This window comes from Herbaspirillum sp. 1130, from assembly GCF_017833835.1.
Taxonomy (GTDB): Bacteria; Pseudomonadota; Gammaproteobacteria; order Burkholderiales; family Burkholderiaceae_D; genus Herbaspirillum; species Herbaspirillum huttiense.
Map to the genome: position 1 here is coordinate 219,984 of NZ_JAFICQ010000003.1, position 25,787 is coordinate 245,770.

Genomic DNA, 25,787 nt, shown 5'->3' on the forward strand with positions numbered 1-25,787 from the left:
GAATACTGCCCCGAATTCGGACCGGCCTCACCCCGGTCAACTGTGCTTACGTCAGCGAAATTCCCTTGAAGCGCGCCAGCTTTTGCAGTGCGTCTTCCAGCGGCAGGCGTGCGCGTCCGGCGGCAATGCGCAGTTCCCGATGCAGTTCGGCTTCCTCGGTCGTGTCGTCTTCGCACTGGCGGCTGTAGCGTTCGAATCCGGCCAGTGCCGTCAGCAGTTCGGCCAGATGGCGCGGACATTCACATTGCATGCGATCGGACTGGTCCGACACCGACGCCAGGGCGCTCTCGCTGAAGCGCGGCTCCGGAACCCATTCGTCCTCGCCCGGCGTCTGCGCGGCTGCCGGCTCCATGCGCCGGATCATCTCGCACAGCCACTCCACATCGATCCCTTCCACCGCCTTGCGCACCACCCGATGCCCGGCTTCGCGCAGGCGCACCACCATCTCCGGCGAGCCGAAGCGATACAGGATCAGTACTGGTACCTGCACGCCGTCGCGGCGCAGCCCCTCCAGCCGCTGATCGAGATCGCTGTCGAGGACCGTGCTTTCCAGCAGCAACAGGTCGCCCTCGAACTGCCTGAGGTCGAGTTCATCCAGGCTCTCGACAGACATGATGACGCTCAGTTGCCGATGCGCCAGCGCCTGGCCGACCGCCTTGGTGGCAATCCAGGGGCCGACCAGGGCCAGCCGCGTGGCCGGACCGGCATGCCGCTCGTGGCTGCCGCTGCCCTCGGCAGGCAGGCTCTGCGCCAGCGCCTGCAGGTCCTGCGGGGGCAGCGTGGCCAGCTTGCCGATGCGATGGCCGGCATCCACCAGTGTCTTGATCCAGACCAGGCGTTGCATGTCTTCCTGCGAATACAGGCGCTGGCCGCCGCCGCTGTGCTGCGAGGAGGTGATGCCGTAACGATGTTCCCAGGCACGCAGCGTCTCGACTGCCATGCCCAACTGGCGCGCCACCGCGCCGGGGCGCAGCAGCGGCAGGTCGGACAGCTCGGCTGTTTCTGCCGCGGGAGCCGGTGAAGAGGGGGCTTGTTGGTTCGTCATTGTCGTATTTCCAACGAAAAATATTTTTGTAATGTACGGATATTTTTTAAATATATCTGTTCAGAGTCGTTGCAAAGCAAATTTGTTGCACGCTGAAAAAGATTTTTTACCGTTTGTTTTGGTGATCTTTTGAGTATGTCACGCTTTTGCCTGAATGTGAAACATCGTGATCAACAACAAGAATCGGCCCGCTCCTTGTGGACACGTGTCGATCCATTCGAGAAACCTTGCATCCCCCCGGAAAGAACCATCATGAAAATATCGGACCTGAAAATCGGCACTCGCCTCTATATCGGCTTCGGATTGGTTTCCGCCATCCTGGTCATCCTGGTCAGCGTGGCCTATGCCAATTTTGCGCGGCTGGGTGCAGCCAATGACATGAACATCCATAGCTACCAGGCACGGGCAGAAATGCAGGCGATGCTCGAAAGCCTGATCAATATGGAAACCGGCGCGCGCGGTTTCGCCCTGACCGGCAATGAGGCTTCGCTTGAACCGATGCAGCAGGGCCTGGCCAGTTTCAAAACGCATCTGGACAAGGCCCGTCAGCTCACCGTGGACAACCCGACCCAGCAACAGCGCTTGCAGCAAGTGGCCGAAGCCGAACAGCGCTGGGTGAGCACGGCCATCGAGCCCACCATCGCCCTGCGCCGCGCCGTGCGTGACGGGCGCGAGGACATGAGCAAGCTGGTGGCCCTCGTGCAGGCCGGCCGCGGCAAAGCCGAGATGGACAACATGCGCGCCATCTTCGCCGAGATGGACCGGATGGAAAGCGGTCTGCAACAAGAGCGCAGCGACCAGGCCGATGCACTGGAAGCGCTCACCGGCAAGACCCTCATCATCGGCGGCGTGGTCGCGGTGGTGCTGGCGCTGCTGCTGGCCTGGTGGCTGGCCAACAACATCACCCGTCCGCTGGCCGTGGCCGTGCGCCTGGCACGCCAGGTGGCCGGCGGCGACCTGACCGCCCGCATCGACGTGCGTTCCCGTGACGAAACCGGCGAGCTCCTCAGCGCACTGAAGGACATGAATGCCAGCCTGGTCACCATCGTCTCGGGCGTGCGCCGTGGTACCGACATGATCGCCACCGCCTCCTCGCAGATCGCCAGCGGCAACCTGGACCTGTCCTCGCGCACCGAACAACAGGCCAGCTCGCTGGAAGAGACCGCATCCTCGATGGAAGAACTGACCTCCACCGTGCAGCAGAACAGCGCCAATGCACGCGAAGCCAACCGCATGGCGCAGGCCGCCTCCGACATCGCCAGCAGCGGTGGCGGCGTGGTCAGCCGCGTGGTGGAAACCATGGAAGAAATCAATGCCTCCTCGCGCAAGATCGTCGACATCATCAGCGTGATTGACGGTATCGCTTTCCAGACCAACATCCTGGCCTTGAATGCCGCCGTGGAAGCGGCACGTGCCGGTGAGCAGGGGCGCGGCTTCGCCGTGGTCGCGACCGAAGTGCGCAGCCTGGCCCAGCGCTCTGCCGCCGCTGCCAAGGAAATCAAGGCGCTCATCAGCGACTCGGTGGCCAAGGTCGAATCGGGCAGCGTGCTGGTCAATGAAGCCGGTGACACCATGCGCGAGATCGTCGAGAGCGTGCAGCGCGTGACCGGCATGATCAACGAGATCAGCGCGGCCGGTGAAGAACAGCGTTCCGGCATCGAGCAGGTGAGCCAGGCGGTCGGCCAGATGGATCAGGTCACGCAGCAGAATGCCGCCCTGGTCGAAGAAGCGGCCGCTGCCTCGCAATCGCTGCAGGAACAGGCGCAGGAACTGGCGCAGGCCGTCAGCGTGTTCCGCCTCGATGCACAGGCCGCCCAGGAGATGCCCATCGACGTAGCTGCCGCCGCAGTGACACCGGCACCGGCGGCCATGAAGAAGGCCCCGGCCACCATCAAGCCGCGCATTGCACCGCGCGAGCCTCGCCTGTCGGCACCGGTGCCCAGCCGCAGTCTGGCGGGCGCTTCCGACGAATGGGTTACTTTCTGATCGCCACGCCACCATGCACGCCGACATCCTCCGATTGACCGCCCCCTTGACGGGGCAAGCCGCGCAAGCCGAACGGGAGCGTGAGCGCCTGGCCGTGCTCGATACCTACTGCGTGCTGGATACCCATCCCGATGTGCTGTGTGATCTGGTGACCGAACTGGCCGCCACGCTGTTCGACACCGAGATCGCGCTGGTCTCGCTGGTGGCGGAAAACCGCCAGTGGTTCAAGTCGCGGCGCGGTCTGGAGGCACCCGGCACACCGCGCTCGCAGTCCTTCTGCAGCCACGTGATCGAGCAGGATCAGGTCATGGTGGTGCTGGATGCGACCCAGGACCTGCGCTTCGCCGACAACCCGCTGGTGACCGGTGAGCCCGGCATCCGCTTCTATGCCGGGGCCCCGCTGCAGGCCAGCGATGGCGTGCGGCTGGGGACGCTGTGCGTGATCGGCAAGTCGCCACGCGCCGCCTTCGGTGATGCTGATCGGACCAAGCTGACGCTGCTGGCGGCCATCGTCATGGCGCGGCTGGAGATCCTGCGGGTGTCCAGCTATATCGACAGCCTGACTTCCTTGCCCAATCGCAGCCGCCTGACCGCCGACCTGCATAGTCTCGCTGCGCTGGGGCAGGACGGCGAGGGTCTGTCCGGCAAGTTGACGGCGGTGGCGGTCGACATCTGTGATCGCGTGTATCTGCGCGACATGATCAAGGCGCTGGGCTGGGATTACGTGGAAGGTTTCCTGATCCAGGCCAAGGAACAGCTGCGCCAGTCGCTGGGTGAGGTGGCGCTCTATCGCATCGGCACCACCACCTTTGCCTACCTGGAGCGGCGCGACATCTGGCAGCAACAGGTGGAACAGATCGAACGTGCCTTCGCCGGTACCGTCGAGTACCAGGGTATTCCGCATCGGCTGGAAATTTCCGTGGGCATCGTGCCGCTGGGACAGTGTGAAGACATCGACGAACTGGTGCCCTCGCTGTTGACGGCAGCTGACATGGCACGTGATTGCGGCAGCCTGCAATGCCGCTATGAACAGCCGCTTGGCAAGCAGCAGAAGCATTCCTTCGAACTGCTGTCGGCCATTCCCGGCGCGCTGCTCACGGGCGACCAGCTGTGGCTGGAATACCAGCCCAAGATCGCGCTGGCCTCGGGCCATTGCGTCGGGGTGGAGGCGCTGCTGCGCTGGCGCCATCCGGTGCATGGGCTGATCTCGCCGGCCCTCTTCATTCCGCTGGCCGAGAAGACCGCGCTGATTCGCCAGGTGACACTGTGGGTGCTGCAACATGGCATCGAGCAGGCGGCGACGTGGGCGCGCCGGGGGCGGGCGATTCCGGTGGCCATCAACGTATCGGCCCGCGACTTCGACAATGATGATCTGGTACTGGCACTGGCTATGCAGTTGCAGCGGCATCGCATTCCGGCCGGGCTGATCGAGATCGAGTTCACCGAAAGCGCGATGAGCAAGAACCCCGAGGCGCTCTACGGGCGGATCCAGGAAATCAAGCGCCTGGGCGTGAAAGTGGCCATCGATGATTTCGGGGCCGGCTTCAGCAACCTGAGCTATCTCAAGAACATTCCGGCGGACTACCTCAAAATCGACCAGTCCTTCATCCGCACCATGGAAAGCAATTACTCCGACCAGCAGATCGTGCCTTCGATGATTCACCTCGGGCAGAAGCTGGGCTTTGCCGTCGTAGCCGAAGGCGTGGAAACCGAGAAGTGCCGCCGCATCCTGCATCACCTCGGGTGCGAATACGGCCAGGGCTACGGCATCGCCCGCCCGATGGCGGCCGCCGATACCTGGGACTGGATCGCGGCGCGCGATTGAGCCGCGCCCATCAACGCTGCCGGCGGCGCATGCCCAAAAAGGAGGGGGCTTGCGGTGAGGATTGGTGAGGCGTATATTTCCGGATAGAAATATAAATCTGGAGACTTTACGTGACAATCCGACCGGTTCCCCTCCCGTTCGCATGGTTCGCCGTTCTCGTCTTGGCCGTGGTGCTGCCCCTGATGCTGGGCGCGTGCAGCCGTTCGCCAAAGGAGCAACTGGCGTTCCAGCACGCGGAAGAGCAATACCAGATCAACCAGCGCAATGCCGAGCTCGCGCGCAGCCGGCCCGAGGGGGACGCCTCGCGGGACGATGAACGGAGCCGGGAGCGCGATTAACGCTCGCCTGCCGTCGCTTGCCGCATGGCTTGATCATCGCGGCACAGCGCCTCCAGCCGGTCCAGGTCCGCAGTGATCACCCATTGCCGCGCCAGCACAGCAAAACTTTCATACGCGGGATTCTGCTGCTGCAGCGTATCGCACCAATCCAGCAAGTCCGACACCGCGCCCATCGCGATGAGCGCCAGCGCCTGCTGCAGCTCTTCCGGCGGCGGATGCTGCAAGGGCAGGGGAGCGGCATCGTCACCGGCTGAGGCCGCCTCCGGATGCAAGCCCAGCAGGCGACCGATGGTCTCCTGCAGTTCCAGGAAATTGACCGGCTTGAGCAGGCAGGCATCGAAACGTTCACCCGGCTCATCGCCCGGCGCCGGCTGCAGCGTGGCTGACAGCAGCAGCACCGGCACTTGCGGCAGATGCCGGCGTACTGCTTGCAGCACGGCATCGCCATGCAGGCCCGGCAACTGGTAATCGGTCAGCACCAGCGCCAATGCGGGCGCATCCGGTGCGGCGATCCGGGCGATGGCGCTTTCCGCATCGGCCAGCAATTCCACCGCGAAGCCGACGCTGGCCAGCTGGTCGCCCAGCAATTGCGCGATGTCGGCATGATCTTCCACCACCAGCGCCAGGCGGCCCTGGCCATCGATGAGAAGGCGGCCATTGGCGTCTTCCGGCGCATCATGGCGGGCGATGTCGCGCTCGCTGGCGATGGCGGCCGGCAGGCGCAGCGTCATCGTGGTGCCTTCGCCGGGCCGGCTGGACAGCATCACCTGGCCGCCCATCTGCTGCATCCACTGGCGCACGATGGACAGCCCCATGCCGATACCCGGCTGCGAGCGGTCGGCGTTGGCCCGTTCGAAGGGTTCAAACACCCGGGTCTGGAAATGTGCAGGGATACCGCTGCCGGTATCGCGTACCTGCATCTCCATGACGCCCATCTCGAATTGCGCCGAGGCCGGGTGCCACAGGATCTGCAGCACGATGCGGCCGTCCCGGGTGTACTTGGCGGCGTTGTCCAGCAGGTTGCCGAGGATGCGCCGCAGTCGCCGGGCGTCGATGGCGAGCACGGGTGGCAGCGTCGGGTCCACCTGCAGATGAAAGGAATTGTGCTGGCGCTCGGCCAGCAGGGCCGCTTCCTGGCCGATCTCCTGCAGCAGGGCGTGGGCATAGACCGGGGCAGCGTGCGGCAGATCGGGGCGATCGCCGCGGGCATAGTCGATCAGGTCGTTGACCATGGCCAGCATGTGGCGGGCGCTGCGTACGATGATGCGGCCATGGCGCGCGCGCTCGCCGCCGCCGGTCTGCAGCATGTCGGCAAAGCCGAGGATGGAAGTCAGCGGTGTGCGCAGGTCGTGGCTGATGCGGGTGAGGAATCCGGTCTTGGCACGGTTGGCCTGGTCGGCCGCCGCCAGCGCTTCGCGCAGCTCGCGGGTGCGGGTCGCCACCGCCTGTTCCAGCTTGAGTTGCTCGCGCACGCGCAGATACAGCATGGCCCATTGCATCTGTTCATGCTGCCGATGCAGTTCCAGCGCGCGGCTGATGATCGCCACCGTGGCCAGGCACAGCAGTCCCATCTGGAACAGCGCCGCGAAATGCCAGTCCGCCAGCAGGCTGCGATCGACCAGGCCATTGAGTTCGAGCAGCTTGACCGACAGGCCCAGCCAGGCTACCGCAAAGGACAGCGTCAGCAAGCGGGCATGCGCCAGTCCGTGCCACCACGCGTGCAGCATCGACGCCAGCCAGATCACATAGGCGAGGGCACCGCTGGCATTGGCCAGCGGCGCGGTGACGCGATAATCGCCCAGCGCGGTCCAGGCGATGATCACCGACAGCAGCACGTACAGCGTGCGATAGACGATCTGCCAGCCGCGCAATCGCTCCATTCCGACCAGCACATCGCTCATGCGCACGTAGAGCAGGGTGGCCGCGCATCCCAGGGTGGCCGGGGCACGCACCTGCCATGCACCGCCCGCGGGAAACAGGTAGCGATAGAGATAACCCTGAAACGTCCAGATATAAGCCAGCGCGATGAGAATCCACGCAGCCATCAGCAGAAAGCCACGGTCGCGCCAGGCGATGCCCTGGATCAGCGCATAGCTCACCAGCAGCAGCGCACCCCCCAGCACGAAGGCCTGGATGGCCAGTTCGCGTCCTTCCTCTTGGCGATAGGCGGCCGGTTCCCACAGGGCGAGGTTGAGATCGATGGAGGATTCACCGGCGACCCGCAGCACCCACTGGCGCTGCTCTCCGGGGGCCAGTGTCAGTGCGAACAGCGGTGTGCGGCTGATGATCTCGCGTTGCGCGAGGGCGTGCAGCGTACCGGCGCTGCGTGGCGTGATCTCTGCCGTCGCGACCTCCGCAGGCGTGGCGGGCAGCCAGTACAGGCGCACATCCTGCAGCCGCGCCGAGGCCAGAGTCAGCCAGCGTGTGACAGGCTGGCTGCTGTCGTTGCGCACCGTGCCGCGCAGCCAGAAGGCAGCGCTGCTGTAGCCCTCCTGCAGCATGGGGACGGCGATGGCCTCCCAGTGCGTACTGCCGAGGGCCGCGGCCAGCATGGCGCGGCCTTCAGTGTCGCGCAGTATCTGCACTTGCGGCGTGATGACCACGCGCGAGTCGATCCTCGCCAGCTCGATGGACGGCAGCGCCGGCGTGGCCCGCACAGCTTGGGGCAGCAGGCTCCAGAGCAACAACGATGGCCACAGCAGCGCTTTACGCAGACGTGACATCGTCCTCTCGTCAGCGCCGGAACTGGCTGGGCGGCATGCCGAAGCGTTCGCGGAAGGCCGTGGAGAAATTGGCCGTGTTGCTGTAGCCCAGGGCCAGTGCGATGGCACCGATGTCGAGGGTACTTTCGGAGAGCAGGCGGCGCGCTTCCTTCATGCGCTCCTCGCGCAGGAAGTCGAAGACGGTGACGCCGGCGCAATGCTTGAAGGCGCTGGAGAGGCGGCGTGCATTGGTGCCGACCGCAGCGGCCAGGGCATTGAGTCCCAGCGGCTGGTCCAGCTTGTCCATCATGAGCCGGCGCGCGGCCTGGAACAAGACCATGTCGAACGTGCTGGAGCCGCCCTGCGTTGCGGAACCGGTGGGCGTCTGCGTGATCGGCGGCAGGTCCGCATGCAGGGTTGAACGCAGATGCACGCACAGGCGCAGCCGCACCTCCTCGAAATCGAAGGGCTTGGTGATGTAGTCCACCGCACCCACGCTCAGGCCATTGACCTTTTCCTCGGTGGACGCGGCGGCCGAGAGGAAGATCAGCGGAATGTTGCGCGTGCAGGAATTGGCCTTGAGCAGACGGGCGCTGGTGAGTCCGTCGTAGACCGGCATGCGGATGTCCATCAGGATCAGGTCCGGCCGCACGGTCTGCGCCTTGCGGTAGCCATCCTGTCCGTCGCGTGCCACGTAGAGCCGCGCGCCATGGCGCAGCAGGAAGTCCGACAGCAGCATGCGATCTTCCTCGGCGTCGTCGACGACCAGAATGCGCTGTCCTGACAAAGGCCCGGCATAGACCGGGTGGATTGATTTGTAGACCATGTTCGCCTCATCTTGAATGAGCGGGACGTTACCGCGAAAATTCGAAGACACGAAGCGAAAATGGCCGCCCTGAAAATATTTTTCCCGCGATCAAAACTCTGCGGTGGATGAGCAAAACATCGACGAGAAATTCATCGAAAAAGTTCTATATCGACGACAGGGAGGACACTGCGCCAGCCGTCCGGGAGCGAAGAAATGAGCGCCGCTGACGAGGCCCGCCTGGAAAAAATGAGAGCGCATGGCGACCTGCTGAGAAGCGCTTCCCGGATCGTTGAAGCGATGGATGTCGGCGCACCGAAATATTTTTCCTTGCGCCAGAAAGATGAGACCGGTTCGCAATACCTGCAGGTAAAAACGGAGGGTGTCTTGCGCTAAATTCTTTTCCCGTCATCGGGCTCGCCGACGTTGCAGCAGCACGCCCGGCGGCGAGGCGATGACACCACGAACCCGTGCCCGCAGCAGGTGCGCGGCGTGACGGGAAACGCAATGACATCAGGGGAAATCGCAATGGCCACTATTCTGTTGGTTGAAGACATTTTGAGACACGACCGCAACGCTTGCCTGGCCCGCTTCCTGGAAGACCAGGGGCACAAGGTCAGCCGGATGATGGCGGATGGTGAGGAATTGCTCGCGCCGCTGCAGGATGGCGACATCGCCATCATCCACGTAGGGCGGGCCAGCGCCGCCGGTTATGCGCTCACGCAGCGACTGCGCAGAAGCAACGCGCGCATGGGCATCCTGCTGCTGGCCTCCGAGCACGAGAGCGTGACGGTGCGCATCGCCGGCCTGGAACGCGGTGCCGACTTCTGTGAACCACTGCCGCAGCGGCTGGAACTGCTCAACGCCTATATCGAGACCATGTTGCGCCGGGTGGTGCCGCAGGCGTGGCAGCTGGATGTCGCTGCACGCACGCTGCGCGCGCCGCATCACGATGCGGTGGAAATCAATTCGCGCGAAGTGGCGCTGTTGAAGGCACTGGCCAGCAGCACGCGCCATGCCGCTGACCGCTGCGCCATTGCCCATGCCTTCGGGGTAGAGTGGGTCAGCTTCGACGAGCGGGTGCTGGAGAAGACCGTCAGCCGCCTGCGCCGCAAGTGGCGCGACAGCACCATGTACGATTTGCCGCTGCGCACCTTGCACGGCGTGGGCTACTGTTTTACGGAAGCGATCCAGGCCTGCTAGGGCTGCCGGTGCCGGATATCAGACCTGGCGCGCCTGCTGCTGGTTGCCGGCCACCACGAACTTGCCCGCGCCCAGGTGATGCAGGGTGTGGAGGTCGGCATTGTCCGCCGTGAAGTTCCAGTGGCCGTTCTCGAAGATGCGGGCATCGGCGGCGGCACTGACGACTTCCGCGAACAGGGTGTCGTAGGCATCCTCGGTCTGGCCCTGCGGCAGCCAGCGGCATTCCAGCCAGGCGGCGCAGCCTTGTTCGAGGACCGGCACGCCCAGCACCGGGCCGCTGGTGGCCGCGATCCGGTGACGTGCGAACTTGTCTTCGTCGCGGCCACTGGTGCTGCCGACCGCGTAGCTCAGATCCATCTGTGCCGCACCGGGGATGATCAGGCCGAAGCTGCCCGATTGCCTGATCAATTCACGCGTGAAGGTGCTCTTGTCGATCACCACGGCGATGTGCGGCGGCGTGAATTCCACCGGCATCGACCAGGCCGCTGCCATGATGTTGCGGCGACCCTCATGGGCGCTGGTGATGAGCACGGTCGGGCCGTGGTTGATGAGGCGACTGGCGTGTTCCAGTGCGACGGGGCGGAAGTGGCTGGCTTGTGACATGGACTCCTCGTGCGACAGGAAAATTGGCAAACGCCAAGGATGACACAGAACGCACAGCCTCGCCGGATGCGCGGCAGCAAGCGAGCGCCCAAGAAAAACGGGAGCCTGAGCTCCCGTTTCGTGCGGCATGCCTTGCAGCGGACTGCCTTACTTGCCCCAGCTCAGAACCATCGGATCCAGGCGGCGCGCCACGCGCAGCAGGCCTTCGCGCACCTTGGGGTGCATCGGGGCTTGCGGATGGCGCAGCATGTCGGACTTGATCACGCCGCCTTCGAGCATCAGCGCCTTGCAAGCGGCCAGGCCGCACTGACGGTTCTCGTAGTTGATCAGCGGCAGCCACTGCATGTACAGCTCGGCGGCCTTCTCGGTATCGCCCGCGAAATACGCATCGACGATCTTGCGGATACCGTCCGGATAGCCGCCACCGGTCATGGCACCGGTCGCACCGCCATCCAGGTCGGGGATCAGGGTGATGGCTTCTTCGCCATCCCACGGGCCGACCACGGCGTCGCCGCCCAGCTCGATCAGTTCGCGCAGCTTGGACGCGGCACCGGCGGTCTCGATCTTGAAGTAGGAGACATTGGCGATCTCCTTGGCCATGCGCGCCAGGAAGGGGGCCGACAGCGGCGTGCCGGCGACCGGCGCATCCTGGATCATGATGGGGATGTCGATGGCGTCGGAGACGCGGCCATAGAACTCGTAAATCTGTTTTTCCGAGACACGGAAGGTGGCACCGTGATACGGCGGCATCACCATCACCATGGCGGCACCGGCATCCTGCGCGGCACGGCTGCGCTCGGCGCAGATCTGGCTGCCGAAGTGGGTGGTGGTGACGATCACGGGGATGCGGCCGGCCACGTGCTTCAGGACCGTGTCCTGCACCAGCACGCGCTCTTCGTCGGAGAGTACGAATTGCTCGGAGAAGTTGGCCAGGATGCAGATGCCGTTGGAGCCGGCATCGATCATGAAGTCGATGGCGCGCTTCTGGCCTTCCAGATCGAGCTTGCCGTTTTCGTCAAAGATGGTCGGGGCGACCGGGAATACGCCGCGGTAAATGGGGGTGCTCATGGAGTCTCCGTCGTGGTTGTCATGGGCCATCACAGCGATGGCGGTGTGCAATGGCGCTGAATATACGTGGGGCCCGATGGACTGTATAGTGAAGACTTTCCATCATGTGATCGCTTTTTGGAATCACCCATGAAACCCGCGCCCAGCCAGCAAAGCCTCAACAGTCTCCTGTCCCGCCTGCGCATGAAGCAGCTGCAGTTGCTCATCGCCCTGGACGACCATCAATCCCTGCACAAGGCTTCCAATGCGCTGGCCATGACGCAGTCGGCCGCCAGCAAGTCGCTGGCCGAGCTGGAAGCGATACTGGATGCGCAGTTGTTCGAGCGCACCAGATCCGGCCTGATCCCCAACCAGTTCGGCCACTGCGTGATCCGCTACGCGCGCCTGATGGCCACCGATCTCGGATCGCTCTGCGAGGAAATGGCGCAGATCCGCTCCGGACGCGGCGGACGGCTGGCCATCGGGGCGGTCATGGGGGCCTTGCCGGAACTGGTGGTGCCGGCGGTGGATGCCTTGCAGCGGCGTCATCCGGAGCTGTCCATCGATATCGTCGAAGAGACCAGCGTGCAGTTGCTGAGCCGGCTGGACGAAGGCCATCTGGATTTGCTGGTGGCGCGCGCGAGCGTCTCGGAAAACCCGGGCAAGTATCACTATCAGCCCTTGTCGGAAGAGCCGCTGTCGGTGGTGGTCTCGGGCGAGCACCCGCGCCCGCGCGGCAGGCAGATGAGCCTGGCGGCGCTGGCCGGCTATCGCTGGGTCACCTATCCCAGCCACATGCCGCTGCATGCGGTACTGGAGCGCGAAATGGACCTGGCCGGGGTGAGCATGCCGGGCAATGCGATCTCCACCGCCTCCACCTTCGTGACGGTGGCCTTGCTGCAGCAGGGGACCGACATGGTCTCGATCCTGCCGACGGCAGTGGCCGAGATGTTCGTCAAGCGCGGCATGCTGCGCATCCTGCCGGTGAAGCTGCGGTCGATGTCGCAGACCATCGGCATCGTCACGCGCAAGGGCGGGCAGTTGTCCTCGGCGGGGGAGGCCTTCGTGGGCTTGCTGCGCCAAGAGGCCGGGGCCGCCTGAGCCTGTCCGCCGGCCCGGCCATGGTGCCTGGCGCCGGGCTGGTCTTCGCTTCCCCCCTCTTTTTCCTCCCCCCCACTTCAATGCGCAAAGCTTCACTTGCGTTGCCCAGGCAGCAGCAGGGAGGACGCGTTCGCCCTTGCCTGATGGCCCCGGCCGAATCCTGCCCGGCCGGAAACCGCCGAGTGACGGTGGTTACAGGGCGAAATGAAAGGATATTCACCTCATCCATGCAAAAAATTTGGGCAGGTCAATCTGGTGTAATGGTATAGTGATTATACCAGTTGGCGCTGTCCGGATTTTCGCATGGGTTGCCTGCTGGCAAAGACGAAGCAGCACAAAGAAATAATAAAGAAACAACCAAGGCAGCCAGGCGACCGCGAGGCGCACAGCCCCCGCGTTTCCTGGCCAACCCCGCAGAGGTTGTCGTTGAACAGGCACAGCCTCTCAACCCGACAGGAGACAAGACAATAATGGAGACGCCCCAAAGCGCCGTCGAAAGATCGGCCATCCGCAAGGTCGCAATGCGGCTCGTGCCCTTCGTGGGCCTGATGTTTTTCATCAACTTCCTGGATCGCACGGCGATCTCGTTCGCCGGCCCCAATGGCATGAGCCGTGACCTGGCCCTGACCGCCGCCCAGTTCGGGTTTGCAGCCGGGGTCTTCTTCATCGGCTACGTGCTGCTGGAAATCCCCAGCAACCTGGCCCTGCACAAGTACGGCGCGCGCCGCTGGCTGGCCCGCATCATGGTCACCTGGGGCATCGTGGCGCTGCTCTTCACCTGGGTCAGCAGCGTGGAGGGGCTGTATGTGCTGCGCTTCCTGCTGGGCGTGGCCGAGGCCGGATTCTTCCCCGGTGCCATCCTCTACCTGAGCCTGTGGGTCCCTGCGCGGCACCGCAGCCATATCCTGGCGCTCTTTTACCTGGCCCAGCCGCTGACCATCGTCATCGGTGCGCCGGTGGCAGCCCTGCTGATCGAGGCGCACGGCCTGTTCGGGCTGGAAGGCTGGCGCGTGATGTTTGCCGGGGTGGCGCTGCCGGCCATCGTGGTGGGCGTAATCGCCTGGTTCTACCTGGCCGACCGGCCGGCCGACGCCAAATGGCTGGACCCGGCCGAGCGCAAATGGCTGACCGCCGCGCTGCAGGCCGAACAGAGCAGCAAGCGTGTCGAGCATGTGGCCCATGCCGGTGCCGCGCTGAAGAACCCGCGCGTGTGGCTGCTGGCGCTGGTGTATTTCGGGCTGATCTATGGCCTCTATGCGCTGGCCTTCTTCCTGCCGACCATCATCGGCGGCTTCGAAGCGCAGTTCGGCAGCAAATTCAATGTCTTCCAGAAAGGCCTGATCACGGCCATTCCCTACCTGCCGGCCGCCTTCGCGCTGTTCCTGTGGAGCCGTGACGCCACCCGGCGCGGCGTGCGCAGCTGGCACGTCGGACTGCCCGCCCTGCTGGGGGCCATCAGTATCCCGGCGGCGCTCTACATGCAAAGCCCGGCCACCACGGTGTTGGCCATCACCGTGACAGCCTGCGCCATCTTCTCGGCCTTGCCGGCCTTCTGGTCGATTCCGGCGCGCTTCCTCTCGGGGGCGGCCGCAGCAGCGGGCATTGCGCTGATCAATACGGTGGGCAACGCAGCCGGTTTCATGGCGCCCTTCATCACCGGCGCCATCAAGGATGCCACCGGAAACTACCAGGCACCGATGTTCGTGGTGGGCGCGCTCATGGCGGTGTCGGCCCTGGTGATCTTCGCCATCGGCGCCGGCGCCCGGCAAGAGGCCAGCGAGTTGCAAGGACGCGTGATCGCCGAGTGAGGTCGGCGCACGCAAAGAATCGGCCCGTTCAATGCACGAACGGGCCGCCAACGATCACAGGAGAACTGAAATGAAGGAAAAAATTGCACTCTTCGGCGCAGGCGGCAAGATGGGCGTGCGCCTGGCGAAGAACCTGAAGAAATCCGACTACCGCGTGGCTCACGTGGAAGTGAGTGCAGCCGGCCAGCAGCGCCTGCGCGACGAAGTCGGTGTCGAGTGCGTCAGCATCGATGCCGCGCTGGACAATGTGGACGTGGTCATCCTGGCCGTGCCCGATACCTTGATCGGCAGGATTGCCGCCGAGATCTCGCCCAAGCTGCGCGCCGGCGTGATGGTGATGACCCTGGACGCCGCCGCGCCCTTCGCCGGCCACCTGCCGGACCGGCCGGACCTGGTCTACTTCGTGGCGCACCCCTGCCATCCGCCCATCTTCAACGATGAAACCACGGCCGAAGGACGGCGCGATTTCTTCGGTGGCGGCGCGGCCCGGCAATCGATCACCAGTGCCCTGATGCAGGGACCGGAGTCGGCCTTCGATCTCGGGGAAGACGTGGCCAAGGTGATCTACCAGCCCATCCTGCGCAGCTATCGCCTGACCGTGGAACAGATGGCCATCCTCGAGCCGGGGCTGTCGGAAACGGTCTGCGCCACGTTGCTCTACGCGATGAAGCAGGCCATGGACGAGACCGTGCGCCGGGGCGTACCGGAAGAGGCCGCGCGCGACTTCCTGCTGGGCCACATGAATATCCTGGGCGCGGTGATCTTCAAGGAAATCCCGGGCGCGTTTTCGGATGCCTGCAACAAGGCCATCCAGAACGGCTTGCCGCGCCTCTTGCGCGATGACTGGCTCAAGGTTTTCGAGCACGACGAGATCGCCGAGAGCATCCGCCGCATCACCTGACCAGGAGCGCGCATGGAACGCATCTACGCCAGCTACTGGCTGGAAACCGGCGACGATCCGGCCCGCGCGGCCGAGGTCATCGCGGGCGAACAATCCAGCGGCACCTTCGTGGCCCTGGCCACCGAAACGCCCGCCCTGAAGGAGCGCTCCGGCGCGCGGGTGGAACAGCTGGAGATCCTTGGCCACAGCACCACGCCCAGCCTGCCCGGCGGCATGCCCGCCGCGCGCTATACGCAGTGCCGGCTGGAACTGTCCTGGCCGCTGGAAAACACTGGCGCCTCGCTGCCCAACCTGATGTCCACGGTGGCCGGCAACCTGTTCGAACTGCGCCAGGTCTCGGGCTTGCGCCTGACCGGGCTGCGCTTGCCGCGCGCTTTCGTGGAGGCCTATCCCGGCCCCGCCTTCGGCATCGCCGGGACGCGCAAGCTGACCGGCGTGACCCACGGTCCGCTGATCGGCACCATCATCAAGCCCAGCATCGGCTTGTCGGTCGAGGAGACAGTCGAGCAGGTGCGCGCACTGGTGGCCGGTGGCATCGACTTCATCAAGGATGATGAATTGCAGGCCGATGGGGGCCGCTGTCCCTTCGATGAGCGGGTGCGCGCGGTGATGCGGGTGGTCAATGAGCACGCCGAGCGCACCGGCAAGAAGGTGATGGTGGCCTTCAACCTGACCGGCGACCTCGATCAGATGCGCCGCCGCCACGACCTGGTGCTGGCCGAAGGCGGTACCTGCGTGATGGCGGTGCTGAACTCCATCGGCCTGGTCGGCTTGCAGGAATTGCGCCGCCATGCGCAGTTGCCGATCCATGCGCACCGCGCCGGCTGGGGCTATCTCACGCGCAGCCCGCAACTGGGCTGGGACTACGCACCGTGGCAGCAGCTGTGGCGACTTGCCGGGGCCGACCACATGCACGTCAATGGCTTGCGCAACAAGTTCAGCGAACCGGACGACAGCGTCGTTGCCGCTGCGCGCTCGGTACTGCAGCCGGTGGTGCCGGGGGTGGAGATGGTCAGTACCATGCCGGTGTTCAGCTCGGGCCAGACCGGCCTGCAGGCGGCCGATACCTATGCGGCCATCGGCTGCGCCGACCTGATCCATACCGCCGGTGGCGGCATCTTCGGCCATCCGCAAGGCGTGGCCGCTGGTGTGCAGGCGCTGCGCGAGGCCTGGGTGGCGGCCGTCGAAGGCGTGCCGCTGCGGCAGCATGCGGGCAAGCATCCGGCCTTGCAGGCGGCGCTGGAGTTCTGGAAATGAGCCTGCTGCCCGATCACGACGGCCTGCCGCCGGGTTTGCTGCTGGCGTATTACGGCGATGACTTCACCGGGTCCACCGATGCCATGGAGGTGATGAGCGCGGCCGGCCTGTCCACGGTACTGTTTTTGCGGACGCCCGATGCGTCGCTGCTGGCGCGCTTTCCCGAGGCGCGCTGCATCGGCATCGCGGGGGCCTCGCGCGGACGTTCGCCGCAATGGATGGACGAACACCTGCCCGCTCCCTTTGCCGCGCTGGCCTCGCTGCGTGCGCCGCTGATGCAGTACAAGGTGTGCTCGACCTTTGATTCCTCGCCGGCCATCGGCTCCATCGGCCGCGCCATCGATCTGGGCGTGCGCCACATGGCGGGCGATTTCTCCCCCATGATCGTGGGGGCGCCACGGCTGAAGCGCTATCAAGTCTTCGGCAACCTGTTTGCGGCCGTTGACGGTGAGGGCCATCGGCTCGATCGCCACCCCACCATGGCCCGTCATCCCGTCACGCCCATGGACGAGTCCGATTTGCGCCGCCATCTGCGGCACCAGACGGCTCGCCGCATCGAACTGGTGGACATGCTGCAGTTGCGCGAGGGTGGCCAGGCCGCGCATGCGCGCCTGCCTTCCTTGCGTGGCAAGGATGTGCCGGTGGTGATGATCGATGTCCTCGATGAGGAGACCCTGCGCGAAGCCGGGCGGCTGGTCTGGGAAGAGCGCGGGGCGGGCGTCTTCACGGCCTCATCGTCCGGATTGCAATACGCGCTCACCGCCTACTGGCGTGCGCGTGGCTGGATCTCCCCTCAGGCCGGACTGCCGCAGGCGGGCCCGGTGCCGGTGATCGCAGCGGTCAGCGGCAGCTGCTCGCCGGTCACTGCAGGGCAGATCGGCTGGGCGCGCGAACACGGGTTCGCGTGCCTGCGCATGGACCTGCCGGCGGTCTTGTCCGAGGCCACGCGTGAGGCGGAACTGGCACGGCTGGTCGCGGCCGCCGTGGCGGCGCTGCGGGAACGGCGCAGTCCCCTGGTGTTTTCGGCGGAAGGGCCGGACGATCCCTGCGTGAGCGGCTTTGACGGGATTGCGGCGGCTGCCGGGCTGACGCGACCGGAGGCAGCGCAAAAGGTAGGCATGGCACTGGCGGCCACCATGCGCCGCCTGCTCGAAGCGAGCCCCCTGCAACGCATCGCCATTGCCGGCGGCGACAGCTCGGGCGAGGTAGCCAGTGCGCTCGATATTGCCGCGCTGTCGGTCTGTGCCGGACTGGCACCGGGGGCACCCTTGTGCCGGGCATGGTCGGATCATCCGGGACGCGACGGACTGGAGCTGGTACTCAAGGGGGGGCAGGTCGGCGCACGCAGCTTCTTCGGCGACGTGCTGGAGGGCCGGCGCAGCTGAAAGAAGAGGTTGGTTGGACGGCCGCAATCACAGTGCTGGCGCGGGATTGTGGTAGAGTGCGCGTCCAACGAAACCTACAATTGAGACAGTGCAGCCATGCCGGAACCGATACAGCGACGCAAGTTATACCAGGAAGTCCTGGAGCGCCTGATGGCGCGCATTCATCAAGGGGAATTCCCGGCGGGTTCCCAGCTGCCTTCCGAACGCGACCTGATGGACCAGTACGGCGTGGGCCGTCCGGCCGTGCGCGAAGCGCTGCAGGCCATGGAGCGTTCCGGCTTCGTGGAAATTGCCCATGGTGAACGGGCGCGCGTGGTTGATCCCACGGCCGACCGCCTGATCGCCCAGATCGCGGCCGGTGCCCAGCATCTCTTGCGCACCAAGCCGGACATGCTCAGGCATATGAAGGAAGCGCGCGTTTTCCTGGAAACCAGCACCGCCCGCATGGCCGCCGAACGCGCCACCGAGGAGCAGGTCGCGCGCCTGCGCGAGGCCATCGCCGCACACCGCGCCTCGATGGTCAACCTGGAGGAATTCATCGAACGCGACATGGCTTTCCATCGCGAGATCGCCGACATCAGCGGCAACCCCATCTTCCCCTCGGTGGTGGAGTCGATGTTCCGTTGGGCCAGCGAGTTCTACACCACCCTGGTGCGCGCCCCCGGCGCGGAGGAACTGACCCTGGCCGAGCACCAGCGCATCGTCGACGCCATTGCCGCGCATGACGGCGATGCCGCCGCCGACGCCATGCGCGCGCACCTGATGCGGGCCAATGATCTGTACCGGGAGCTGGGCCAGCAGTAATGGGGAAGCGGCCCTAACGCAGCATGCCGTGCCAGGTCGGCTGTTTTTCTTCGTGATAATAAGGGCGGGTCAGCGGTGCCGACATCACCGCCGCATCGGCCAGCACCGTGACCGTGAACAGGGCGGGCGGGCCGTCATAGCGGCGGCAGGCCTGGGCTGAATTGCGGTTGTTGTGCATGTCCACCACCAGCAGGCGCTTCTCCTCTTCGCTCATGCCCGGCGTGGGCGGCGGGGCCATGCGCTTGGGCGGGATCACCAGGGCATCGCCCGGTTCCACCCACAGGTCGGCCAGGCTGATTTCATTGACGTAAGGACGCCAGCGCGCCACCGTGATCACCAGCGGTTCGGGTCCGCGCGAAAAGAAGATGTGCGCGAAATCGTGATACTCCAGGTCGGTGGCATTCCAGGTCAGCAGCTCGCGGCTGCGGCCATCGCCCAGGTAGGGCGATTCATAGCCGGCCCACTTGCCATAGGTGTAGTCGGCCATCACCAAGTTGTCGAAGGGAAAGTGCAGGCACTGGCCGTCGCGCAACAGGGTCGCGCCGAAAGCCTGGGCGTTCTCCGGGGTGGCTGGCAGGGGCTCATAGCGCACCTCGGGAACACGGAAATCGAATTCGGTAATCTCGTAAGAGGGCCAGTCCTTGGGTGTGACGGTGCGCTGCCAATGGGCGATGTCGCGGTAGGTCGCACCGCGTTCAAGGGCCGGCGCTTCCGGTGCCAGCGTGATGAGCTCGCCCACGGTGGTCTCGCTCTGGCTGCCCACGCCCCTTTGGTTGAGCATGTACGGATATCGTACGGGGTCGAGCAAGGGCGTTGATGGCCCATCCTTGATGAAGAGTACGGGATCGAAATCACTCTGGTCTGGCGGCATGGCTTCCCCTGGTGTTGGTACGTTGGCGCGTTGGCTTGTGGCGATGGCCGTGCGGCCTCCCCCGAGGCGGCGCGGCGAGCGCGATCTTCGCACATTTCCGGCCGTGCCGGCAGTCCCGCGCTTCAGCGTACGGGCAAGCGCCGGATACGATAGACGCAGCGCCGGCCGCCTGCGGGCAGGTGTTCTTCCCGGGTGATGGCGAACTCCTCGCCCAGCACCTCGCCAAAGAGCTGCAGCTCCGAGCGGCAAAATCCCTGGCAAGTGCTGGCGGCGGCGCAGATGGGACAGTGGTCCTCGATCAGCAACCAATCCCTTCCTTGCTTTTCCACCCGTGCCATGTAGCCCTCGGCGGTGCGCAGCTCGGCCAGCCGCTGCAGGCGCTTGCCGGGTGCCGTGATCCCGTCGCACTGCAGCAGGTAGTCCGCACGCATGTCCTGCTCGCGCTGGTCGATCAGCTTGTGCAGGCCTGGTTCGCCAAAGAGCTGGCGGATCGAACCGATCAGTTGCACCGTCAGCTGGGCATGCGTGTCCGGGAAGCGGCGATGGCCGGCACCGGTCAACTCCCAGTCCTGGCGCGGCCTTCCGGCCCGCACGGTAGTCTGTGCCTGGCGCGGGCAGATCAGGCCTTCTGCCGCCAGTTTCTGCAATTGCTGGCGCGCTGCCTCGGGCGTGATCTGCAGTTCGCCTGCCAGTTCGGCGGTGGCCGCCGGTCCGCGTGTCTTCAGGCGCAGCAGGAGTCGTTCGGCCGTGCTGGGGCCGGTGTCGGCAGCAGAGCTTTCATCGCGCATGATATTTTCCAAGTGTTTACTTGTTTAATTAAAAAATTGCTCTTACCATTTGCGGTAATTAAGCAAGAATTGACTTGCATAATATCCCGGTGTCCCATCCTTGTCGATGCGGTCCCGGGCCACGCATCGTGTCCGCTGCATTGAGAAAGGCCTGTTGCCATGACCCGTTCTTCCACCTCATCCCTTTCCCCAGGCGCCGCAACGGCTGCGGCCGGCTGGGGTGAACTGCTGGGCCCGCACCGCTGGCGCGCCGTCGCGCTGACCGGCGGGGTCGCCCTGTATGCGATCAACGTGCACATCGTCACCACCATCCTGCCCTCCGTGGTGCGGGATATCGGCGGCCTGGCGTATTACGCCTGGAACGTGACGCTCTTCGTGGCCGCCTCCATCGCCGGTTCCGCCTTGACCGGCAAGCTCATGGGGGCGCTGGGCGCGCGCGCCACCTACCTGATGGCACTGGCGCTGTTCGGCAGCGGCGCCTTGCTGTGCGGCAGCGCAGGCAGCATGGGATGGATGCTGGCGGGGCGGGCGGTGCAGGGCGTCGGCGGCGGTCTGCTGGCGGCGCTGGCGTATGCCCTGATCCCGCTGGTGTTCGAGCCGCGCATGTGGCCGCGTGCCATCGCGCTCGTGTCCGGCATGTGGGGTGTCTCGACCTTGCTGGGGCCCGCCGTCGGCGGCCTGTTTGCCGCCAGCGGCCATTGGCGCGTGGCGTTCTTTGCCTTGTTGCCCTTGCTTGCCGCACAGGCCTGGCTGGTGTGGCGACAATTGGGGCCGGCGACGGTGCGCAGCGCGAGCGGCCCGGCGCAGGCCGTGCCGCTGGGACGCATCGCCTTGCTGGCGTCATCGGTAGTGCTGGTAGCGCTGGCCGCACAGGCTGATGATGACTGGCTGGCCGCGGCCTGCGTGCTGGCGGGAGTGTTGCTGGCTGTGTGGATGGCGCGTATCGACCTGCGCCATCGCGCGAACCTGTTGCCGCACGCGGCTTATCGGCCGCGCACGGTGATGGGCGGGGTGATGGCCTGCATCGCCTTGCTGGTCATGGGCAGTTGCGTGGAAATCTTCCTGCCGTATTTCCTGCAGGGCTTGCACGGCTACGACCCGCTGGGCGCCGGCTATGCGACGGCGGCCATGGCAGCGGGCTGGAGCCTGGGTTCGCTGGGCGGTTCGGGTCTGAGCGGACGGGCGGCCTTGCGCATGATCCGGCTCGGTCCCTGCATGATGACGCTGGGCATGGCGCTGCTGGCGTTCTTGATGCCGGCGCAATGGCTGCCCGCTGGCGCGCTGGCCGATGGCCTGATCGTGCTGGCGCTGGGGGCGACGGGCCTGGGCATCGGCATGGGCTGGCCGCATCTGGTGGCCCGTGCGCTGCATGCGGCGCAGCCCGGCGAAGAGAACCTGACCTCGTCGGCCATCACGACGGTGCAATTGTTTGCCATGGCGCTGGGGGCGGCACTGGCGGGACTGGTGGCCAATCAGGCCGGGCTGGGAGCGGGCGGGGCAGAGGCCACTGCGCGCGCAGCCTGGGTATTGCTGGCGCTGTTCACGCTGGCACCGGCACTGGCGATCTTCGTGGCGCGCTGTGTGGCGCGGGACCGGTGAGGGTGGCATGAATGCTTCAACACCGTTGACGGAAATCGACTACCACCTGCTCGTGGCGGAATTCGACATGTTGTGGTCGCGTCCGCCCGAAGCGGCACGGCGGGCGCGGATGGATCAGATGATGCGCTTGATCTCGGCGTTCGAAGAGAGCCGGCGAATGGCCTCCTCGGCCTGCGACAGCGCCGCTTCGGGCAAGCGCAGGTGAAGATGGGCCAGGGTGTCGTGGCGGCTGTCCAGCAATTCGTATTTCTGCTGGGCCAGCCAGTGGCGCAGCTGCGGCTCGGCGGAATAGACCACGCCGATCTCGATCTCGGCTTGGGCCACGCGTTCGGTGCGCTCGGTACTCTTGAGCGCAGTCGCAATCGCCTCGGTATAGGCGCGCACCAGGCCGCCTGCGCCGAGTTTGACGCCACCGTAGTAACGCACCACCATGGCCAGCACGCCATCGAGCTCGTGGTGGCGCAGCACTTCCAGCATCGGGCGTCCCGCCGTTCCTGACGGTTCGCCATCGTCGGACATGCCGGACTGGCCCCCGGCCATCAATGCCCAGCAGACATGGGTGGCGCTGCGATGGGCATCGCGCATTCGGGCGATTTCCTGCATGGCGGCTTCGCGGCCGGGCACCGGCGTGACGATGCCGATGAAGCGGCTCTTGCGGATTTCCAGTTCGATCTCGGCGCGCCGGGCGATGGTGAAGGTGGCCATGAAAGAGGGCGCTTCAGTCCTGCTGCGGCGCGGCGCCCTTGAGCAGGGCCAGTTCGGCGCGCAGGCCCTGGTTCTCTTCCGACAGGCGGCTCACGCGCGACTGCAGGGCAGCGATTTCGCGGCGCAGGGTGGCCGTGAGTTCGTTTTCCTGGCCCTCCACCAGCGGGATGGCGTTTTCCGTGATCGCCTCATCGGGCTTGGGTGCGCGCGGGGTGCGGGTGGCAGCTTTCTGTTCGCGTACCTTCTTGGCGGCTTCGCGCAATTCCTTCTTGCCCCCGGCCACGGCGCTGACCTGCGCCTCGCTGGGCAGGGTTGCCACGGCGGCGGCGGCATTGATGGAGATGGCACCATTGCGCACTGCTTCCACCAGCTCGGGCGCGGCCGTCTTGCGGATGCGGTCGATCTGGCCGATGGTGGCGCTGCTGATGCCGGCGGCGCGGGCGATGTCTTCGCGGGTCTTGATGCGGCCGGTGTTGTCGTCGGCGTGCCAGGGATCGTCACTGGTCGCAGGCGCATCGCTGGCAGCTGCACCCTCGTTCTCTTCAGTGCTGGTGTTTTTCGCTGGCGTGGCCTCGGCCTTGGTGCGGGCGGCGATGATGTCGCGCTTGCGCAGGGCCAGCATGCCGCGCTGGAAGTCCGAGACGCTGCGGCGGCCGAGCTGGTTGTCGATCATCCAGAGCAGCACATCTTCCAGCGAGCCGAAGCTGTCGTTCTGGATCGTCTTGAAAGGCAGATCGTACTTGCTGCAGATTTCGTAACGGTTGTGACCATCGATGAGCACGTCGCCCCACAGCACCAGCGCATCGCGGCAGCCTTCGGCCAGCAGGCTGCGTTCCAGCGCCGCGTACTCGTTGGGGGTGAGGGGATCGATGTACTGCTTCAGTTCTTCGTTGATGACGATATTCATGTGCCTATGCTGCCTGTGATGCCTGGATGGGCCGGATCGAAAAGCCAGGGGCCGCATTCTACACCACCGCCTTCCGTGCTCTCCGGACGGGCAGGGCGCTTGCAGTACAATGTCGGGCTTCGTCACTGCTTTCCCTCGCGTCATGCGCCTCTCCTCTCGCTTGATGGCTGCGGCCATCGCTTCGGTATTTCTTCTCTCTGCCTGCGGTACCTCGTCGCTCTTGCCGGGCGGCGCTGGCAACAAGCCCGTGGAGGCCAGCGGATCCACGCCGGCCGGCACCGCGGTTGCGCCCAGCGCCACGGCGGCACCGACGCCACGCCGCATCAAGATCGGCCTGGCATTGGGCGGCGGCGCAGCGCGCGGCTTTGCCCACATCGGCGTGATCAAGGCACTGGAAGCCCAGGGCATCACCGTCGATGTGGTGGCCGGCACCAGCGCCGGCAGCCTGGTCGGGGCGCTCTATGCGGCGGGCAATGATGGCTTCGCCCTGCAGAAGCTGGCGCTGGCCATGGATGAGGCCGCCATCTCGGACTGGTCGGTGCCGCTGTTCTCCAAGGTCAGCGGCGTGCTCAAGGGCGAGGGCGTGCAGAACTACGTCAACAAGGCCGTGCACAACGTCCCCATAGAGAAATTCAAGATCCCCTTCGGCGCGGTCGCCACCGACCTGCGCACCGGCCAGCCCATCCTGTTCCAGCGCGGCAATGCCGGCACTGCGGTGCGGGCTTCGTCAGCGGTGCCGGGGGTGTTCCAGTCGGTCAGGATCGGCGACCACACCTATGTGGATGGCGGGCTGGTGTCGCCGGTGCCGGTGCGCTTTGCGCGGCAGATGGGGGCGGACTTCGTGATCGCGGTCAATATCTCGGCCAATCCGGAGGCGCAGGCGGCCTCCAGCAGCTCCATCGACGTGCTGCTGCAGACCTTCGCCATCATGGGCCAGACCATCAACCAGTATGAGTTGAAGAACGCCGACATCGTCCTGCAGCCGGGCCTGGGTTCGATGAAGGGCAGCGACTTCGCCAGCCGCAACGTGGCCATTCTGGCTGGCGAGCAGGCCGCCACCGCTGCCATGCCGGAAATCAAGCGCAAGCTCAAGCTCATGGCGACCGGCGGCAATTGATGGCTTGGCCGTTTTTGGCCGCGATATGAACGAAAAAAAAGGCCGCTGTCTCCAGCGGCCTTTTGCCATGCGGTCTGCACCGCGATGGTGATTATTTCTGCTCTTCTTCACCCGCGATGATGCGGCGTGCACCATTGAAGCGCTTCTTCCAGTAGGACTCGTCCATGCTCTCGATGCGCACCTGGCCGCCGGCCGAAGGGGAGTGGATGAACTTGCCGTCGCCCAGGTAGATGCCGACGTGCGAGAACCCGCGGCGCAAGGTGTTGTAGAACACCAGGTCGCCGGGCTGCAGGTTGTCGCTGCCGATCTTCTCGCCCACGCGGCTGATTTCCAGCGAGGTGCGCGGCAGGTCGGTACCCCATGCTTCCTTGAAGACGTAACGCACCAGTCCGCTGCAATCCAGGCCGGTATCGGGCGAATTGCCGCCGTAGCGGTAATTGATGCCCAGCATGGCCAGGGCCTGGGTCGCCAGTTCGGAGGCGCGGTTGGTGATGTCTTGCAGGCGGGCGATCGCGAGATTGGTCTTGCTGATCAGCAGCTGGGCTTGCGGGGAGGTGGCTTGGGGAGGGGGAAGATCCTGCGCTGCCAGGGAAAGGTCAGCGGAATAGGCCGATGCACTGATCCAAAGGCCGGCTGCGAGCGCGCACGCACGAGCGGTTTGTCGTCGGATTCGGTCAGATCGGCGTAGGGTCATCGGGATCCTCTCAAAATAGGATTGCGGGACTGTAAGGTAAATCTTACGGCTTGTCAAAAGCTGGATTCGTGCCAGCTTGTCAAACTGAAATCATTTATGGGGCAAAAGCGGGGTATTTGGCGGCTTCTCCCAGTAAGTGTTTTTCCTACACGGGGTAGGAAAATATTTCGGCTAAATGATTTACGTTTTTGCAGAAAGTTTCCTTGACGCATGAGAAAAGCGATCGAGAGGGCCGCGTTGATGCAAAAATCTTCATCTATTGGTGAAAGATGAGTTGGCCGGGCGGGATGTCAAAA

At 65.1% G+C, this 25,787-nt stretch carries 23 protein-coding genes; 13 read left to right on the top strand and 10 right to left on the bottom strand.

Annotation, left to right across the window (positions count from 1 at the left end):
• Positions 1-46: 46 nt before the first annotated feature.
• Entirely contained in the window at positions 47-1,045 is a 999-nt protein-coding gene (locus JOD78_RS14620; protein ID WP_209568612.1) for a MerR family transcriptional regulator, read from the bottom strand.
• Between the two features lie 252 nt (positions 1,046-1,297).
• Between JOD78_RS14620 and JOD78_RS14625 the strand changes: the two genes are divergently transcribed.
• From JOD78_RS14625 to JOD78_RS14635, 3 genes are all read left to right on the top strand, one after another.
• Positions 1,298-3,031: a methyl-accepting chemotaxis protein gene (locus JOD78_RS14625; RefSeq protein WP_134134717.1), complete on the top strand. Its 1,734-nt coding sequence runs from the start codon at positions 1,298-1,300 to the stop codon at positions 3,029-3,031.
• A 13-nt stretch (positions 3,032-3,044) separates the two neighbouring features.
• Complete coding sequence (locus JOD78_RS14630; RefSeq protein ID WP_134134719.1) at positions 3,045-4,856, top strand: GGDEF and EAL domain-containing protein; 1,812 nt, start codon at positions 3,045-3,047, stop codon at positions 4,854-4,856.
• A gap of 110 nt (positions 4,857-4,966) precedes the next feature.
• On the top strand, positions 4,967-5,194 hold the full coding sequence (locus JOD78_RS14635) for a hypothetical protein (RefSeq protein ID WP_121038161.1): 228 nt from the start codon (positions 4,967-4,969) through the stop codon (positions 5,192-5,194).
• On the opposite strand, the gene JOD78_RS14640 is transcribed toward JOD78_RS14635, so the two are convergent.
• Positions 5,191-7,917, bottom strand: a complete 2,727-nt coding sequence (locus JOD78_RS14640) for a hybrid sensor histidine kinase/response regulator (RefSeq protein ID WP_134134721.1) — start codon at positions 7,915-7,917, stop codon at positions 5,191-5,193. The two genes, JOD78_RS14635 and JOD78_RS14640, sit on opposite strands and share 4 nt — an antisense overlap.
• A 10-nt stretch (positions 7,918-7,927) precedes the next feature.
• Positions 7,928-8,722, bottom strand: a complete 795-nt coding sequence (locus tag JOD78_RS14645) for a DNA-binding response regulator (protein WP_039788738.1) — start codon at positions 8,720-8,722, stop codon at positions 7,928-7,930.
• A gap of 195 nt (positions 8,723-8,917) precedes the next feature.
• Here JOD78_RS14645 and JOD78_RS14650 point away from each other — a divergent pair, with 195 nt between their 5' ends.
• Entirely contained in the window at positions 8,918-9,097 is a 180-nt protein-coding gene (locus tag JOD78_RS14650; protein WP_134134722.1) for a hypothetical protein, read from the top strand.
• Positions 9,098-9,229: 132 nt separating this feature from the next.
• On the top strand, positions 9,230-9,904 hold the full coding sequence (locus JOD78_RS14655) for a winged helix-turn-helix domain-containing protein (RefSeq protein WP_121038170.1): 675 nt from the start codon (positions 9,230-9,232) through the stop codon (positions 9,902-9,904).
• A gap of 18 nt (positions 9,905-9,922) precedes the next feature.
• On the opposite strand, the gene JOD78_RS14660 is transcribed toward JOD78_RS14655, so the two are convergent.
• Together JOD78_RS14660 and JOD78_RS14665 are read right to left on the bottom strand one after the other, a co-directional pair.
• On the bottom strand, positions 9,923-10,507 hold the full coding sequence (locus JOD78_RS14660; RefSeq protein ID WP_209568611.1) for a flavin reductase family protein: 585 nt from the start codon (positions 10,505-10,507) through the stop codon (positions 9,923-9,925).
• Positions 10,508-10,654: 147 nt separating this feature from the next.
• Entirely contained in the window at positions 10,655-11,575 is a 921-nt protein-coding gene (locus JOD78_RS14665) for a dihydrodipicolinate synthase family protein (protein ID WP_039789746.1), read from the bottom strand.
• Between the two features lie 129 nt (positions 11,576-11,704).
• Here JOD78_RS14665 and JOD78_RS14670 point away from each other — a divergent pair, with 129 nt between their 5' ends.
• From JOD78_RS14670 to JOD78_RS14695, 6 genes are all read left to right on the top strand, one after another.
• On the top strand, positions 11,705-12,655 hold the full coding sequence (locus JOD78_RS14670; RefSeq protein ID WP_209568610.1) for a LysR family transcriptional regulator: 951 nt from the start codon (positions 11,705-11,707) through the stop codon (positions 12,653-12,655).
• 470 nt (positions 12,656-13,125) lie between these two features.
• Positions 13,126-14,463 carry an MFS transporter gene (locus tag JOD78_RS14675; RefSeq protein WP_121038178.1) on the top strand — a complete coding sequence of 446 codons (1,338 nt, stop codon included), beginning with the start codon at positions 13,126-13,128 and terminating at the stop codon, positions 14,461-14,463.
• Between the two features lie 70 nt (positions 14,464-14,533).
• Positions 14,534-15,364: a phosphogluconate dehydrogenase C-terminal domain-containing protein gene (locus JOD78_RS14680; RefSeq protein ID WP_034340448.1), complete on the top strand. Its 831-nt coding sequence runs from the start codon at positions 14,534-14,536 to the stop codon at positions 15,362-15,364.
• A 12-nt stretch (positions 15,365-15,376) separates the two neighbouring features.
• Positions 15,377-16,621: a ribulose-bisphosphate carboxylase large subunit family protein gene (locus JOD78_RS14685; protein ID WP_121038184.1), complete on the top strand. Its 1,245-nt coding sequence runs from the start codon at positions 15,377-15,379 to the stop codon at positions 16,619-16,621.
• Positions 16,618-18,006 (top strand): 3-oxo-isoapionate kinase OiaK, encoded by a 1,389-nt coding sequence (gene oiaK, locus JOD78_RS14690; RefSeq protein ID WP_209568609.1) that lies wholly within the window; start codon positions 16,618-16,620, stop codon positions 18,004-18,006. Before JOD78_RS14685 ends, oiaK begins: the two co-directional genes overlap by 4 nt.
• Before the next feature lie 96 nt (positions 18,007-18,102).
• Positions 18,103-18,810: a transcriptional regulator NanR gene (locus JOD78_RS14695; protein WP_121038190.1), complete on the top strand. Its 708-nt coding sequence runs from the start codon at positions 18,103-18,105 to the stop codon at positions 18,808-18,810.
• A 13-nt stretch (positions 18,811-18,823) separates the two neighbouring features.
• On the opposite strand, the gene JOD78_RS14700 is transcribed toward JOD78_RS14695, so the two are convergent.
• Both JOD78_RS14700 and JOD78_RS14705 read right to left on the bottom strand, forming a co-directional pair.
• Complete coding sequence (locus tag JOD78_RS14700) at positions 18,824-19,591, bottom strand: hypothetical protein (RefSeq protein ID WP_245202145.1); 768 nt, start codon at positions 19,589-19,591, stop codon at positions 18,824-18,826.
• Between the two features lie 212 nt (positions 19,592-19,803).
• Positions 19,804-20,469, bottom strand: a complete 666-nt coding sequence (locus JOD78_RS14705) for a metalloregulator ArsR/SmtB family transcription factor (RefSeq protein WP_134134731.1) — start codon at positions 20,467-20,469, stop codon at positions 19,804-19,806.
• Positions 20,470-20,628: 159 nt separating this feature from the next.
• On the opposite strand from JOD78_RS14705, the gene JOD78_RS14710 reads away from it, so the two are divergent.
• Positions 20,629-22,068 (top strand): MFS transporter, encoded by a 1,440-nt coding sequence (locus tag JOD78_RS14710; RefSeq protein WP_209568607.1) that lies wholly within the window; start codon positions 20,629-20,631, stop codon positions 22,066-22,068.
• 114 nt (positions 22,069-22,182) lie between these two features.
• On the opposite strand, the gene JOD78_RS14715 is transcribed toward JOD78_RS14710, so the two are convergent.
• Positions 22,183-22,773 carry a YigZ family protein gene (locus tag JOD78_RS14715; protein ID WP_034338619.1) on the bottom strand — a complete coding sequence of 197 codons (591 nt, stop codon included), beginning with the start codon at positions 22,771-22,773 and terminating at the stop codon, positions 22,183-22,185.
• Between the two features lie 13 nt (positions 22,774-22,786).
• Positions 22,787-23,680: a hypothetical protein gene (locus JOD78_RS14720; protein ID WP_034338623.1), complete on the bottom strand. Its 894-nt coding sequence runs from the start codon at positions 23,678-23,680 to the stop codon at positions 22,787-22,789.
• A gap of 142 nt (positions 23,681-23,822) precedes the next feature.
• On the opposite strand from JOD78_RS14720, the gene JOD78_RS14725 reads away from it, so the two are divergent.
• Entirely contained in the window at positions 23,823-24,797 is a 975-nt protein-coding gene (locus tag JOD78_RS14725) for a patatin-like phospholipase family protein (RefSeq protein ID WP_134221768.1), read from the top strand.
• A gap of 91 nt (positions 24,798-24,888) precedes the next feature.
• On the opposite strand, the gene JOD78_RS14730 is transcribed toward JOD78_RS14725, so the two are convergent.
• Positions 24,889-25,491 carry a C40 family peptidase gene (locus JOD78_RS14730; protein WP_039788715.1) on the bottom strand — a complete coding sequence of 201 codons (603 nt, stop codon included), beginning with the start codon at positions 25,489-25,491 and terminating at the stop codon, positions 24,889-24,891.
• Positions 25,492-25,787 lie beyond the last annotated feature (296 nt).

Coding starts and splice junctions, on each gene's coding strand:
- JOD78_RS14630 (WP_134134719.1), top strand. CDS start 3,045: ATGCACGCCGACATCCTCCGATTGACCGCCCCCTTGACGGGGCAAGCC.
- JOD78_RS14650 (WP_134134722.1), top strand. CDS start 8,918: ATGAGCGCCGCTGACGAGGCCCGCCTGGAAAAAATGAGAGCGCATGGC.
- JOD78_RS14680 (WP_034340448.1), top strand. CDS start 14,534: ATGAAGGAAAAAATTGCACTCTTCGGCGCAGGCGGCAAGATGGGCGTG.
- JOD78_RS14625 (WP_134134717.1), top strand. CDS start 1,298: ATGAAAATATCGGACCTGAAAATCGGCACTCGCCTCTATATCGGCTTC.
- JOD78_RS14620 (WP_209568612.1), bottom strand. CDS start 1,045: ATGACGAACCAACAAGCCCCCTCTTCACCGGCTCCCGCGGCAGAAACA.
- JOD78_RS14700 (WP_245202145.1), bottom strand. CDS start 19,591: ATGCTCAACCAAAGGGGCGTGGGCAGCCAGAGCGAGACCACCGTGGGC.
- JOD78_RS14695 (WP_121038190.1), top strand. CDS start 18,103: ATGCCGGAACCGATACAGCGACGCAAGTTATACCAGGAAGTCCTGGAG.
- JOD78_RS14725 (WP_134221768.1), top strand. CDS start 23,823: ATGCGCCTCTCCTCTCGCTTGATGGCTGCGGCCATCGCTTCGGTATTT.
- JOD78_RS14670 (WP_209568610.1), top strand. CDS start 11,705: ATGAAACCCGCGCCCAGCCAGCAAAGCCTCAACAGTCTCCTGTCCCGC.
- JOD78_RS14720 (WP_034338623.1), bottom strand. CDS start 23,680: ATGAATATCGTCATCAACGAAGAACTGAAGCAGTACATCGATCCCCTC.
- JOD78_RS14675 (WP_121038178.1), top strand. CDS start 13,126: ATGGAGACGCCCCAAAGCGCCGTCGAAAGATCGGCCATCCGCAAGGTC.
- JOD78_RS14705 (WP_134134731.1), bottom strand. CDS start 20,469: ATGCGCGATGAAAGCTCTGCTGCCGACACCGGCCCCAGCACGGCCGAA.
- JOD78_RS14715 (WP_034338619.1), bottom strand. CDS start 22,773: ATGGCCACCTTCACCATCGCCCGGCGCGCCGAGATCGAACTGGAAATC.
- JOD78_RS14660 (WP_209568611.1), bottom strand. CDS start 10,507: ATGTCACAAGCCAGCCACTTCCGCCCCGTCGCACTGGAACACGCCAGT.
- JOD78_RS14640 (WP_134134721.1), bottom strand. CDS start 7,917: ATGTCACGTCTGCGTAAAGCGCTGCTGTGGCCATCGTTGTTGCTCTGG.
- JOD78_RS14645 (WP_039788738.1), bottom strand. CDS start 8,722: ATGGTCTACAAATCAATCCACCCGGTCTATGCCGGGCCTTTGTCAGGA.
- JOD78_RS14665 (WP_039789746.1), bottom strand. CDS start 11,575: ATGAGCACCCCCATTTACCGCGGCGTATTCCCGGTCGCCCCGACCATC.
- oiaK (WP_209568609.1), top strand. CDS start 16,618: ATGAGCCTGCTGCCCGATCACGACGGCCTGCCGCCGGGTTTGCTGCTG.
- JOD78_RS14710 (WP_209568607.1), top strand. CDS start 20,629: ATGACCCGTTCTTCCACCTCATCCCTTTCCCCAGGCGCCGCAACGGCT.
- JOD78_RS14685 (WP_121038184.1), top strand. CDS start 15,377: ATGGAACGCATCTACGCCAGCTACTGGCTGGAAACCGGCGACGATCCG.
- JOD78_RS14655 (WP_121038170.1), top strand. CDS start 9,230: ATGGCCACTATTCTGTTGGTTGAAGACATTTTGAGACACGACCGCAAC.
- JOD78_RS14730 (WP_039788715.1), bottom strand. CDS start 25,491: ATGACCCTACGCCGATCTGACCGAATCCGACGACAAACCGCTCGTGCG.